Raw genomic sequence first — 14,066 nt, 5'->3', positions numbered from 1 at the left:
TTAATGTAGATTGTATAGGTTCTTTAAGTATGCACGTAAAAAATTTTGATTTATATAGTTTTTTATCAAATTTTTGAAAAGGTTAGGATAAGTTTCAGTAAGGTTGTTATGTATTCTTTAAATTGGCCATACGTTAATGGGCAGCCAAAGTCCACGGCTCGCTTTAAATGCAGTCCAGAAGACTTTCAGGTGGATGAATTTTTTGATAGTCCATTTTCTGGAGAGGGAGAACATATTGTTCTGAGAATAGAGAAAACCGGGGTAACCACAGAAGTAGTGGTTAGGTCTTTAGCTAAATTGCTGAATAAACCTGTAAAATCAATTGGTTATTCTGGATTAAAAGATAGGCAGGCACAGGCTACTCAATGGCTGAGTATTCATGCTCCTGGAGAGCAAATTGCTGGGATTGCACAGCTTACAGCATCCAATTGGCGCGTTTTGGAGTGGACGCGTCATCATAGAAAATTGCGGCCAGGATTTTTAACTGGCAATCGATTTATTATACGTCTGCGTGAAATCTCCCATGCAGAAGATTTGCTAGAGCGCATCGAACGAATTAAAGAACAAGGTGTCCCTAATTATTTTGGAGAGCAACGATTTGGTCGTAATGCCAATAATTTACTGAAAGCCGAAAAAATGTTGGTTCAAGGATATAGAGTCAAAGACCGATTTTTATTGGGTATTTATTGTTCTGCCGCACGCTCATGGATTTACAATCTGATTTTATCTCGTCGTGTTATGGAGCAATGCTGGAACACGCCTTTGCCTGGTGATGTGATGCAGCTAAAAGGTTCAAACAGTATTTTTGCTATTGATCAGATCGATGATAAATTACTTCAACGGATTAAAGATAAAGATATTTCTCCTGCAAGCCCTTTGCCTGGAAAAAGTAAAAACAAAACCAAAGATGAAGCATTGCAATTGGTTAATGAAATTTATCTCGACTGGCAGCCATGGTTGGGGGGGTTGGAGCATTATGGCTTAGAGGAAGATTGGCGAGCTAATATTTTGCATGCAGAACAACTAACGTGTGTTATTAAGGATAATCTGGCGGAGTTATCTTTTAGCCTGCCTGCGGGCTCTTATGCCACTGCGATATTACGTGAGTTATGTCTTTATCAGTATGGGTGACTTCCATCACGCATCCGGAATTGATTTTCACAGTATGGATCTAACCTTCCTCATTTCATTTGCTACATATCAACTATACTTCTTTTAACAGAATGATAGATGAGATGTTCAATGAGTAGAATAGAATCATTAAAAACAGCAATAAAGCAAAAGAATTTGGCTCAGTTTAAAAAGCTACTTTCAAGCCTGGATGAAGAGGATTTTTTAGCATCAGATGAGGGTAATACATTGGTGCACCTTGCTGTGATATATGATCAACCTGATATTTTAGAAGTACTTATTAAAAAAGGGGAGGAACTTGGCTGTCCGGTTTTTCAAGTCACTAATGACAATGGATACACTCCTCTAGAATGTTGTTATCTATATTCATCTTCTAAAACAATGCTGCTATTAGAACCTCATTCTCAATTGAGTCCTATATGTAATCAGGTTCTCTTAGAACAGCACAGCAAATTGGAAGGCTTATCTTCAATGAGTTTCCGTCGGGAAAGAATTGAGAAGGTTGCACTATTTGCAAGTGCATTAGGTGATGTCCGGGCATTGGAAATTCTTTTAAAAAAAGCAAGAGATAAAGAAAGTTTGCTTCGCCATAAAACTAAAGATGGATGGTCTGGTGTACATTTCGCTGTCTACAATAATCAATTAGAGGCACTTAAATTCTTTCCTGAGGAGTTCATCGCAGAAGTAACAGACAATCAAGGTAATACTCCGTTAATGCTTGCGGCTGCGAGAGGAAATTTAAAAATTATTGAGTATTTGATTGAAAAAGGTTGTGATTTGCATCGAAAAAATAATATTGGAGAAAATGCAGCTTTTTTTGCGGCGGAAAATGGACAGTTAGATACACTTGAGTTTTTGGATAAGTTGGGTGCTGATTTAATAGCAGTTAATGACAAGGGTGAAAATGCGTTGACATTAGCTGCTCGAAATGGGCATTTGGCATGTGTCTCTTATTTATTGGAACACGGTGTCCCAATAGACCTGAAAAATAATCAGGGAAAAACAGCTTTTCAACTTGCTCTGGAAGCAACCCAGCTTGAGATTGCTGCATTGCTTGTAACTAAAAGTACTTCCATAGAAAAGGATCAGGCTTTATTTGATGCGGTAAAAAGAGGGGATTTAGAGGGAATACAATGGTTAGTCAAGCACGGCGCGTCCTTATCGGCAACGAATGAATCCCAAATGACTCCAATACTACTTGCTGCAAGTTTAGGTAATATCAAATTAATCGATTATTTTCTTAGTATTGAGGATCATTCTTTTGCCTATCATAAGGATAGCGAGGGGGATAACTTATTGTTTGTTGCAATAAAAGCGCGGCAACCTTTACTTGTGAAACATGTAATTGATAGTGGTTATTTTTCAGTAGAAGATAGAAATGATAAAGGACAAACTCCTTTATTAGCTGCTGCCGAAGTTAACTCTGATGCGCTTGTTGAGTTTTTCCATCAAAAAGGTAGTGCATTGGAAGATCAAGATAATGAGGGAAACACTGCGTATCATTTGTTACTTGCCAAAGGAAATTTTGGAAATGCTATGAGCTATATTCACGCCCATAACCCTGCATTGCTCTTGAAAAAAAATAATAAAGAAGAGTCTCCCTTACATACAGTAATTAAGCACAAACAAACGGATGAAATAGGGAGAGTGTTTGCTTTAGTTACTTCAGATCCTAAGGCCAAAGCTGAGTTAATGGAAGCAAGAGATCAACATGGAAATACCCCTCTATTGACAGCTGTTGAGTGTCAACATCCTGAAGCAATACCTATACTTTTAGCTGCAGGGGCGGATGTTTTAGCTAAAAACGGTAAAGCTCAATCAGTCATTACAATCGCGCCATTGAATACGCTTCCCCTGGAAACTCTCAAGCTTTTTTTTGATGCACATCAAATTGATTATAGAGAATATTATGCTCGCCGACGACTGTACTTTATCTTTGGAGGAGAAAAGTTGAATGAGTCTCTTAAATTTCCTAATGCGGATGTTAAATTTGGTTCCGGCTTATTCGATGAAGGGGTACAGGTCCTTAATTCCTATTTAAAGACCTTTATTCATGAGAAACATCCAGAATACACGGCATGCTTCGAACACTTATTGGGTGTGTTAGATAAACTCTACTTTGATGCAACCGTTGGAAATATATTAAATCGCTTGGATAGAGAAGGTATGGCCTTTCAGGCAACTGGCTTTAAGGGACATGCTGTTCTTGCCACATTAAAAGATTTGCCAGATGGAAGCATGAAGCTCTCGCTTGCTGAGCGAGGTGCTCGGGTAGGCGGAGCTCCTTTTTTAAATGATGAAAACAAGAAATTTGCGGCAGTCCGATCAATTATTGTGCCAAAAGAACAACGTCAAGAAGTGATTCAGCTTTTATATCAAGCAAAAAATGAACCTCAGGCAAAAGGAACGAATATCCTTTTTAACCAAATACCCGAGATCGTGGGTGAGCCCTACCAGTTTTCTTCAATTTACCAGAAAAAATTTATGGATATTTGTTTTTACAGTAATCCAAAAACAGGTTTATATGAGCAATTTATTGAGATTCTTGGACCAGAAAATGGAAAGGCATTTTACAAGGAATTTGAACTTTATATGCGCGAACAAGAGTTAGATAGATATAAAGAGTTTTGTCGGATAGCCCATCCGGATGAAAGCCTACAAGAAAATCCAATTATTATTAAAGCACAGGAACTTGTTGATAAAAGGTATGAGGTACTTGCACCGGATACTCAAAAATTCCATATTTAAGGTTTGTTTACAATTTTACTCCCTTGGCTTCGATTTTTATGCGCGTCGATACTCATATATTTTGTGTATACCTTGTTTCGGGTCTCTAAAATTGCAGCATTCTCTTCAAGATAGCGAATTGTAAATAGACTCTATAATTTAAGCTATTAGAATGGCATAACCAGCTAGATAAAATTGATCTTTTTGTCAAAGCAAGCTATGTTTAAATGGACACAGCTTGTAAGGGGTGTACTATGAAGAATCAGATATCAGATCCACATGGACTGAAATCACTTGGGCTTCAGGATGATTTGCTCATACTGAGTAAAATATATTCTTTAACTCAGTTAATGTATGTAGATATTTCAAAACAAGAAATTATCAAAGAAATAATCGAACGATGGAAAATATTGAAAGAGTTTAGTCAAATTGAGTCAAAAAATAAATAGGACAAAAGCATGCCGGTAATTGCGTTTCAAGGAATCCGTGGAGGGATAGGCGTAACCTCCATTGCTGCGGGCCTGGGTTGGGCTTTAGCGCAATTGAATGAATCAGTATTGGTTATTGATTTTACAGCGGATAACTTATTGCGGTTGCATTTTAATATGCCGTTTGAACAGGCACAGGGTTGGGCGCGCTCCTATCAGGACAAGGGGGACTGGAGTGAAAGTATTTACTCTTACAACAAATGTTTGAGTTATTTGCCTTTTGGAAAAATAAACCAGGCTGAGCGTATTAACCTGGAAAATGAATTCCAGAAAAATCCTGATTTCTGGGAAAAAAATATAGAGCATTTAGTCACAAAAAATGATTATCGTTGGATTTTACTAGATCTGGCCTCTGATACTACTTTACTGACTCAACAGGGATTAGAAAGAGCAGATATTACATTCTTATTGTTAACCCCTGACATTAACTGCCACATTCGTTTGCATCAGCAAAAAACTCCAGAGCAGTGTTATTTTTTAATGAATCATTATTCTGCGGCCAAGTCATTGCAAAAAGATTTATATGAGCTATGGCAACGGTTGCTAGCAAATTTTTTACCAGTAGTACTTCATAGTGATGAGGCACTTGCAGAGGCGCTCGCTGCTAAAAAACCTATAGGAGAATATCAAGCGCATAGTTTAATCGCTCAAGATATAAATACCTTAGCTAATTGGTGCATGGGCAATGATTTTGGAAATACAAAATGAGTAAGATCCTGCATTTGCTTTTGTCACGTCATGCATGTAAAAAAGTTGAAAAGATTTATCAACATTTTCTTCATCATCAAGCTTCATTTTTTACTGTGATTTGCATTATTTTATTGCAAATAACTGCATGGACTTTTTTACGATTGGAATCATCTCGTTGGCAATGGGTAAGGAGCAATCATCATACGTGGTTTCCTCATATTTCCCGAAAACACCCTCGTCCAGGAGATATATTTCGTTATTTAATTCAAAGTTTATGGCTTGTTGTGTTTTATCCAGAACAAAAAAAAAGAACGAGTAATAATCTTTGGCAAAGAGGCCTTAATTATTATTACTCCTGGATAGAAGTACTTCCTGATAAAATTGAAGGGAATAAAGTAGCAAAACAAACTGCAAGGCATTTTAACCAAGCAAAAAGTATGGTGCGCCGTATTCTGTTTATTGTATTAAGTATTTTTTCCGCTATATTATTATTGCTTTGTATTACCCAGCCATTTCAACCAATAGCACAATTTATTTTTGTGGTACTTCTTTGGGCAATGGCTCTGAGCATTCGTAAAGCTCCAGGGCATATAAGTACCATTATGCTGATTGTCCTATCCGTGATTGTTTCATGTCGGTATTTATGGTGGAGATACGCATATACTTTAGTATGGGATGATACAGTAAGTGCTGTATTTGGAACCTTGCTTATCATTGCTGAAACATACATTTGGCTGGTTATGATATTAGGATATTTTCAAAGTATCTGGCCCCTGCATCGTAAGCCAGTGCCGCTACCTGCTGATCAATCCACCTGGCCTACTGTGGATATTATGATAGCTACATATAATGAAAATCTAAGTATATTAAAACCAGGAGTATACTCGGCTTTAGGTTTGGATTGGCCCAAAGAAAAACTTAACATCTATATTCTGGATGATGGTAACCGTCCTGAATTTAAAGCATTTGCCGAGGAAGTTGGGGTACATTACATTGCACGTCCTACCCATGAACATGCAAAAGCAGGCAATGTTAATTATGCTTTGGAACGTTCAAATGGTGAGCTGGTAGCAATTTTTGATTGTGACTATGTCATTACTCATCCCTTCTTGCAATTGACAGTGGGGTGGTTTTTAAAAGATCCCAATCTTGCGATTTTACAAACCCCGCATCACTTTTTTTCACCTGATCCTTTCGAACGCAATTTAAAATCGTTTCGAAAAACACCTAATGAAAGTGCCTTGTTTTATGGTGTAGTACAAGATGGGAATGATACATGGAACGCAACTTACTTTTGTGGATCGAGTGGGATTATGCGTCGCTCTGCCCTGGAAAAAATTGGTGGCCTGGCAGTAGAAAGCGTTACCGAAGATGCACACACTTCATTGCGACTGCAACGTCTTGGTTATAATTCTGCTTATATTCGAATCCCATTAGCAGCCGGTTTGGCAACCGAAAGTCTAGCAGGTCATGTAGGTCAACGTATTCGTTGGGCACGCGGCATGGTACAAATTTTACGTATGGATAATCCTTTATTCGGTAGAGGGTTAGCTTTTGGACAGCGCCTTTGTTATTTTAATGCCATGCTGCATTTTCTTTCTGGAGTTCCTCGCTTAATTTTTTTTATTACCCCTGCAGCATTTTTAGTTTTGAATGCCTATGTTGTCTATGCTTCTGGAGTAATGATATTGCTGTATGCGATACCTCATATTGTGCATGCAGTTTTGACTAATAATCAGATTCAAGGCAGGTTTCGCCATTTTTTATGGAATGAAATCTATGAAACGGTAATGGCCTGGTATATTGCGGTGCCTACAACTATGGCATTAATTAACCCGCATAAGGGAAGGTTTAATGTCACACCTAAAGGGGATCTTATTGCAGAAGAGCACGTAGACTGGATGACGGCCAGGCCTTATGTAGTGTTACTATGCATTAATATAGCTGGTTTAATCGCTGCAGGATTCCGTTTGACTGTGGATCCAGCCGCAACAATTCTGGCGGTTATTATTACGGCAACCTGGTCTTTATATAATATAGCTATTCTTGGTGGTGCGCTGGGAGTAAGTATCGAGGCAAGACAACGACGCAGGGCGCCTCGCGTGTCTTTTATTATGCCAGCAGCAATCATGCGATCTGATGGACATGTATATCAATGCATCATGAATAATTATTCTGATAGAGGGGTAGGTATACAAATGGAGGAGCAAAACTTGTTTCGTGCAGGAGAAGAGATAAACCTGCTCCTCAAACGTGGGCGAGACGAATTTGTTTTCCCAGGAACGATTGCCTATACATTTCATCGCAATGCGGGCATCCATTTACACGAATTGTCTCTGAGACAAAATATCGATTTTATTCAGTGTACCTTTGCACGGGCAGACGTCTGGTCATTGTGGCAAGAAGAATTCCGTCAGGATAAACCTCTGAAAAGTATGCGTGATGTATTTGCGCTGGATTTGCGTGGTTATTACGATATCATAGAATATACACCACGTGTAATTCGTAACATACTTCTAGGCTTTACTAATGTGGTTATTTGGATGGGGACTTTTTTTCCACATCGACCGAGAATAAAGAGCAATCTCTAAGCATGGATTGCCAAAGTTGGAATAAAATTTAAAAACTAATGGATGAGATAATGATAAGAAAAATAATTTGGATTACATTACTGGTTTTTGGATTTCACTTTCCCGCAGTGTTTGCTGTTACAACAAATCCAGGTCAGGCTGCAAAACCTACATTATCTGTTCCAGCCAATACTCCTACACGAAAAGTTAAATTATATTTTAATAACTTAAATCAGCAGCAAGGTAATTTTACTTTAGGCAACTTCACTACAGGAAGAAATATCGAATTTACCATGCGTAAAGATGAATTAATATTTCAAGCAGCATTACACTTGCAATTTACTCCTTCACCCGCATTGATTCCTTTACTTTCACAAATTAAAATTTATTTAAATGACCAATTGGTCGATGTGATCGCAATCAGTGCCGAACAGTTAGGTAAATTAAATGCCATAGATATACCCATCGATCCTCGTTTTATCAATGATTTTAATCGCCTTCGCCTTGAGTTTATTGGCCATTATAAAGCGATTTGTGAAAATCCAGCGCATAGTTCAATATGGATGGATATTGACAAGAGCAGCTATCTTGAGTTGAATTTTCAAACCTTACTTTTGAAAAATGATCTGTCACATTTTCCCGAGCCTTTTTTTGACCCACTAGATCACAATCAGTTAAATTTACCCATTATATTCTCTGGCCAACCTAATTTGGCGCAACAGCGTGCTGCTGCAATTCTGGCGTCATGGTTTGGAAGTAAAGCTCTATGGCGTGGATCGACTTTTCCTGTTTTGTTGAACCAGGTACCTACAAGCAACGCCATAATATTTGCGACGAATACAAAAAAACCTGATTTCTTGAAAAACTATAAAACTGTCACAGCCCCTACAGTCGAGATGATAAGTCATCCAAATAATCCCTATATTAAATTACTTTTGATTTTAGGGCGTGATGATAAAGATTTAGTAACTGCTGTTCGAGGCATAGCGCAAGGTAATGTCCTTTTTCGAGGACCAAGCGTTATTATCAGTAACGTAAAAATGCTAGAGCCTCGAAAGCCTTATGATGCGCCAAACTGGACTCCTACTTATAAGCCGGTAGCTTTTGCAAAATTAAAAGAATTTGATGAGCAACTACAAACAAAAGGGTTTACTCCTTATCCCATCTCACTTAGATTTAATTTACCGCCCGATTTGTTTTTACATCAAAGCAGAGGGATTGATTTACGTTTAAAATATCGTTACTCATTACCCCCGGCAGCAAGTATGTCACAGCTGCATATTAGTCTAAATAATTCTTTTGTAAAAAGTTATGTGCTAGAGCCCAAGAGTGAGAAAGCCCTTTCTGGGAATATGGCAGTCACAAGTAAAGAACTCTATATTCCAGCAAAATTAGGAGCGAATAACCAATTTACCTTTGATTTTGCATACGGAACACAAATTGCAGGAGGAATTCTCAATGAGCAATGCATTACTTATCAGGTAATTAATAATTTGGGAGTCATTGATGATACTTCAACTTTAAATCTCTCCAATTATTATCATTATATTGCAATGCCCAATTTAAATGCATTCGCGAGTTCAGGTTTTCCTTTTAGTATTTTGGCTGATTTGTCACAAACGGTAGTCTATATTGATCCACAATCAAAACCTGAAGCAGTGGCTTCTTTACTTAATGTAGCGGGTAACATTGGTGCAGCAACCGGTTATCCTGTTTTAGCGATGACTTTGACAGATAACTGGTCCAAAGCTAAAAATAAAGATGCTGATCTTTTGATCATTGGCACGTTACCTAAAGATCTTCGTGATAATGATGATCTTAATTTGCTGATTAATAAAACCCAAGATTGGGTTAAAAAGCCTTTGAATAGAAATGCAATGCCAGATAAACATCGATTGACTTCTTTCAGTGCTGCTGAAAGTAAAACTACTGTCACAGCAATGGGTTCTGTAGCAGCTATTCTCGGTATTCAATCACCATATTACCAAAAACGCAGCATTATCACTTTGCTAGCAGAAAGCCAGCAAGGTTTTGATCTACTCAATAAGGCATTAACTAATAATAAAAATGTCGACAAAATTTTTGGTTCCTTAGCAGTAATCCGTGACTCTGGAATTGACAGTTTTCGGGTAGGCAATAAGTATTATTTGGGATATTTGCCATTTTGGGATCGCTTTTGGAACTTACTGTACGAACATCCAATTAGTCTCGCTCTCTTATCTCTTTTGGCGGCAGTCCTGATTACATTTTTGATTTGGAGTGCTATGTCAAGACTCATTAAACATCGTTTAAAAGGTACACAAAAGGATAACACGTGATTTTTAAAAATAAGAAATGCTTATTGATTATTATCTTATTGATATCGGGTATTTGTAACGTTATGGCAAGTACCCCATGGCCAATTTGGGATAAATTTAAACAGTACTACATCAGTAGGGATGGACGAGTCATTGATCCACAACCTCCAGAGAGAAAAACTACTTCTGAGGGGCAAAGTTATGGATTATTTTTTGCTTTAGTTGCTCATGATCAGCCTATGTTTGATAAGTTATTACACTGGACTGAAAAAAATCTTGCTGCGGGCGATTTGGGAAAGCACTTACCTGCATGGGAATGGGGACAAAATGCTAAAAAAAAATGGACTGTTTTAGACAGAAATTCGGCTGCTGATTCTGACGTATGGATTGCTTATGCTTTACTTGAAGCAGGACGCTTATGGAACAATAAGCGATATCATACTCTTGGTAAAAAGCTTCTTCAACGTATTCTGAAGGAAGAGGTAGTTCAAATTCCAGGATTTGGACTTATGTTACTTCCAGGAAAATTCGGGTTTAATTTTAAAAACTACTGGCGTCTTAATCCCAGTTATTTACCTCCGCAGTTATTTGCTCGATTTGCTCAACTCAACAGCCAATGGAATAATGTTGAACGTAATAGCCGACGTTTGTTGCTCGAAACCTCTCCTAAAGGATTTGCACCGGATTGGGTTATTTGGAAAAAGAATCGCGGCTGGCAACCTGACTTACAGTATCCTAATTTAGGTAGTTATAATGCAATTCGTGTGTATCTTTGGGTCGGGATGTTAGCTCAGGACGCACCTCAAGCAGTGGAATTGATAAAACACTTTTTGCCTATTATTGGTTTAACCCAACAATTAGGAGCCCCACCAGAGAAAATTGATATTCTGACAGGTAAAACACAGGGTAAAGGCTCTATTGGTTTTGCTGCGGCACTGTTACCATTATTGGCAAATAATCCTTCAGAGCTTGCAGTGCAAAGACAGCGCATTGATGCTGAAGAGCTGAGAGCTGACAGTTATTACAACTCTGTACTAAGGCTTTTTGGTCAGGGGTGGGATCAAAATCGATATCGTTTTAACGCCCAAGGTGAATTGATTTTACCTTAGCAGGCAGGAGGCTGCTGAGATCAAGCTAATTCTTTTATGACGATTCTGTTTTTACCTTCATTTTTGGCTTGATATAGTGCTTTATCTGCTAATGCAATTAAATTATCTACATGGAACTTATAATTAGCTTGAGTAGACACTATACCCATACTTAATGTGATTTGGTTCATTAGGAATTTATATCTCGATTTCTTTTTATTGAATTGTTCATTCAATGAATGACACACCGTGAGACATTCTTGAATAGTTTGGTTGATAAGAATGACGAAAAACTCATCTCCCCCAACACGGCAAATCGTATCATTGGCGCGACGGAATATTTTTTTTAATAATTTTGCAGTAAAAATTAAAAAATTATCACCATAAGTATGTCCCAAATTGTCATTAATCAGTTTAAAATTATCAATATCAATTGATACTAAAATTATTGAATAATGAGTGCGTCGCGCTTTATCCCATTCTTTCTGTAAACTAGATTGAAAATAACGTCTATTGTATAAACCGGTTAGAGCGTCTGTTATAGAAAGCGTTTGTAAATCCTCAATTAATCTTTCTTTTTCTCTAGATAACAGGAATATTTTTTTTAACGAAGAGTGACTCATCCTTGCAGAAATGATCATCATTATTAAAAAAAATAAAAACATAGCTGCAAGAGCGATTCGTTCTTCTTTATTTATCCAATAGTTGTAGCCGATTACTTGGATAAAGATAGGAACGATATAAGCATAATAAGCAGGAAGATAAATAGACAATGATGCTATAGCACCAGCACTTAACCCACCTAAAACTAAAATGATAATAAATTCTTGAATTATCGATATGTAAGGAAAGATAAGGCAATAAAAGCATCCCCATGTAATACCAGTAATCAACGTAAGTAGAATAAAATAAATTAACGCGCGAGAGCTTTTGTACTGCCCTCGTCTTTTTTTGAGGAAATAATGACATAAAAACCATCTACATGTGCTGGACAGGATAACTGGAGCTATCCATATAACGTATTGCCAAGGCACGTGCATGTACAGAAGTTCTAAAGTTAATAATATGGCTAAAATTATGTTAAAAGGTATGGCTCGAAGCGAGCCTTCAAAAAGAAATGCGACTTCCTCTTTATGGGGTAAGGCCATTTAAAACCTCAGGTACAATCCTTTGTATTTATAGTATAGCGCACTATGGTAAGGGATTATTATTGCACCTGATTAGCCGCGTTTATTTCATTCACTGTATTCGCTTAATACATCAAGAAATTGACGTCCATAATGAGCCAGTTTATGTTGACCCACACCAGGTACTGCAAGCAACTGTTCTAAATTTTGAGGTTTTACTTCGGCCATTGCTTGTAAGGTTGCGTCGCTGAAAATCATAAAAGGTGGTTTGTTTTCTTCATCGGCCATCTGGCGTCTTAATGCACGAAGCAATTCGAATAATGGGGTGTTTGTCGTTTCAATCGAACGTCGTTCTTTGGTTTTCTTTTTACTCCGCTTCAGATCATCACCAGGTAATGTGAGCGAAATTTTTTCTCCGCCTTTAAGCAAAGGAATGGCTTTGGGCGTTAATTTAAGAACATTAAAGTGATTTATGTCCTGCACACAATATTCTTTATGAATGAGTTGCCAGGCCAAGTGCTTCCAAAAGTGGGCAGATTTGTCTTTACCAATGCCAAAAGTACTTAGTTGTTCATGACCGTATTGTTTTATTTTATCGGAAGAACTGCCACGCAATACGTCTATGGTATGCGTTAAACCATAATTTTGCCGTAATCGATATATACAGGATAAGAATTTTTGCGCATCTTCTGTTGCATCAGCGGTTATTGGTGGATTTTCGCATACATCGCAATATTGGCATTCCGTATCACAAGGCTCATCAAAATAGCGCAATAAAATTTGGCGACGGCAATAGGCTGCTTCAGCGAAAGCAAGCATGTGGTTGAGCTTATTGGTTTCAACCCGTCTTTGTTCATCGAGCGGGTTATTCATAATCCAGGAGCGTAGCCTGGCGCTATCTGCTGCGTTATAGAGTAACAGTGCTTGAGCTGGCAACCCATCACGTCCAGCACGTCCTGTCTCTTGGTAGTAGCCTTCGATATTTTTAGGTAAATCATGATGAACAACGAAACGAACATTGGGTTTATCAATTCCCATCCCAAAAGCAATTGTGGCAACAACAATGTCAATACGATCGTACCTGAATAAAGTTTGGACTTCTCGACGTTCTTTATGGGAAAGTCCGGCATGATATGCTCGAACCTTGAAACCGATTTCTTGCAGTTTTTTGGCAAGATTTTCTACCCCAGTGCGGGTGCCACAATAAATAATCCCTGATTGTTGTTCTACTGTTTGCAAAAACTGATTCAATTGTTTCACTGCATTGGTTTTGGGAACTACTTTATAATGGATATTGGGTCTATTAAATGAAGCAATGTATTTTTTGGGTGAATAGTTTAATTTATCAACAATGTCCTGGCGTGTTTGTTTATCAGCAGTTGCGGTTAACGCAATAATCGGAATATCAGGGAAATGGTTTTTTAAAATACCCAAAGCAGAATATTCGGGACGAAAATCGTGTCCCCATTGAGAGATGCAATGGGCTTCATCAATGGCAAAAAGTGCTATATGACATTCTTTTAAGCGCTCCAGGAATGATGGGTTAATAAGACGTTCGGGGGCGATATACAGTAAATCCAATTCATTATGATGTAATTGCATTAATACGTTTTTTGCCTCTTCACTGGTTAAAGAGGAGTTATAATATGCAGCACGGATTCCCTGTAATCTGAGTGCAGCCACTTGGTCCTCCATTAAGGCAATCAATGGAGAAACAACGATGCCTATTCCTGGTCTTACTATAGCAGGTATTTGATAGCATAGGGACTTTCCACCGCCTGTTGGCATTAAAACAAGAACGTCATGGCCAGCAATAACATCATGAATGATGTCTTCCTGAGGTGTTCTAAACGAGTCAAAACCAAAATATTCTTTAAGTACAGTAAGTGAGTTATTACGAATTACAGGTGCTACAAGAGTTTCCATGTGATTATTCTTATTCTTTTCA

Annotated in this window: 9 protein-coding genes; 7 read left to right on the top strand and 2 right to left on the bottom strand. The window is 37.9% G+C overall.

All coding sequences use genetic code 11. The features are described 5' to 3' along the window. The first annotated feature begins 108 nt into the window (after positions 1 to 108). The 7 genes from truD (at position 109) to bcsZ (ending at position 11,012) form a co-directional block, all read left to right on the top strand. Positions 109 to 1,131, top strand: coding sequence for a tRNA pseudouridine(13) synthase TruD (truD, locus tag Lpar_RS16745; protein ID WP_058518906.1), 1,023 nt, complete (start codon positions 109 to 111; stop codon positions 1,129 to 1,131). Positions 1,132 to 1,242: 111 nt separating this feature from the next. After that, positions 1,243 to 3,879: an ankyrin repeat domain-containing protein gene (locus tag Lpar_RS16740; RefSeq protein ID WP_058518905.1), complete on the top strand. Its 2,637-nt coding sequence runs from the start codon at positions 1,243 to 1,245 to the stop codon at positions 3,877 to 3,879. A 233-nt stretch (positions 3,880 to 4,112) separates the two neighbouring features. Next, positions 4,113 to 4,307, top strand: a complete 195-nt coding sequence (gene bcsR / locus Lpar_RS16735; RefSeq protein WP_058518904.1) for a cellulose biosynthesis protein BcsR — start codon at positions 4,113 to 4,115, stop codon at positions 4,305 to 4,307. Positions 4,308 to 4,316: 9 nt separating this feature from the next. Further along, a complete protein-coding gene (gene bcsQ, locus Lpar_RS16730) occupies positions 4,317 to 5,054 on the top strand; it encodes a cellulose biosynthesis protein BcsQ (protein WP_058518903.1) in 738 nt (245 codons plus the stop codon). Beyond that, positions 5,051 to 7,627 carry a UDP-forming cellulose synthase catalytic subunit gene (bcsA, locus tag Lpar_RS16725; protein ID WP_058518902.1) on the top strand — a complete coding sequence of 859 codons (2,577 nt, stop codon included), beginning with the start codon at positions 5,051 to 5,053 and terminating at the stop codon, positions 7,625 to 7,627. The genes bcsQ and bcsA overlap by 4 nt, the downstream gene beginning before the upstream one ends. Before the next feature lie 50 nt (positions 7,628 to 7,677). Continuing rightward, positions 7,678 to 9,924 (top strand): cellulose biosynthesis cyclic di-GMP-binding regulatory protein BcsB, encoded by a 2,247-nt coding sequence (gene bcsB / locus Lpar_RS16720; RefSeq protein ID WP_082650410.1) that lies wholly within the window; start codon positions 7,678 to 7,680, stop codon positions 9,922 to 9,924. Next, positions 9,921 to 11,012, top strand: coding sequence for a cellulose synthase complex periplasmic endoglucanase BcsZ (gene bcsZ, locus Lpar_RS16715; RefSeq protein WP_058518900.1), 1,092 nt, complete (start codon positions 9,921 to 9,923; stop codon positions 11,010 to 11,012). The genes bcsB and bcsZ overlap by 4 nt, the downstream gene beginning before the upstream one ends. Before the next feature lie 20 nt (positions 11,013 to 11,032). Here the strand turns inward: bcsZ and Lpar_RS16710 are convergent, their stop codons facing one another. Together Lpar_RS16710 and recQ are read right to left on the bottom strand one after the other, a co-directional pair. After that, on the bottom strand, positions 11,033 to 12,139 hold the full coding sequence (locus tag Lpar_RS16710) for a GGDEF domain-containing protein (protein ID WP_058518899.1): 1,107 nt from the start codon (positions 12,137 to 12,139) through the stop codon (positions 11,033 to 11,035). A gap of 87 nt (positions 12,140 to 12,226) precedes the next feature. Then, the gene (recQ, locus tag Lpar_RS16705) at positions 12,227 to 14,044 is read right to left on the bottom strand and encodes a DNA helicase RecQ (protein WP_058518898.1); all 1,818 of its coding nucleotides are present in this window, start codon (positions 14,042 to 14,044) and stop codon (positions 12,227 to 12,229) included. Between the last annotated feature and the right edge of the window lie 22 nt (positions 14,045 to 14,066).

The organism is Legionella parisiensis (genome assembly GCF_001467945.1).
Lineage (GTDB): Bacteria > Pseudomonadota > Gammaproteobacteria > Legionellales > Legionellaceae > Legionella > Legionella parisiensis.
This window is presented reverse-complemented; position numbering and strand designations above follow the sequence as displayed.

Excerpts from the sequence above, each read along its gene's own strand:
- truD (WP_058518906.1), top strand. The coding sequence starts at position 109 with ATGTATTCTTTAAATTGGCCATACGTTAATGGGCAGCCAAAGTCCACG.
- Lpar_RS16740 (WP_058518905.1), top strand. The coding sequence starts at position 1,243 with ATGAGTAGAATAGAATCATTAAAAACAGCAATAAAGCAAAAGAATTTG.
- bcsR (WP_058518904.1), top strand. The coding sequence starts at position 4,113 with ATGAAGAATCAGATATCAGATCCACATGGACTGAAATCACTTGGGCTT.
- bcsQ (WP_058518903.1), top strand. The coding sequence starts at position 4,317 with ATGCCGGTAATTGCGTTTCAAGGAATCCGTGGAGGGATAGGCGTAACC.
- bcsA (WP_058518902.1), top strand. The coding sequence starts at position 5,051 with ATGAGTAAGATCCTGCATTTGCTTTTGTCACGTCATGCATGTAAAAAA.
- bcsB (WP_082650410.1), top strand. The coding sequence starts at position 7,678 with ATGATAAGAAAAATAATTTGGATTACATTACTGGTTTTTGGATTTCAC.
- Lpar_RS16710 (WP_058518899.1), bottom strand. The coding sequence starts at position 12,139 with ATGGCCTTACCCCATAAAGAGGAAGTCGCATTTCTTTTTGAAGGCTCG.
- recQ (WP_058518898.1), bottom strand. The coding sequence starts at position 14,044 with ATGGAAACTCTTGTAGCACCTGTAATTCGTAATAACTCACTTACTGTA.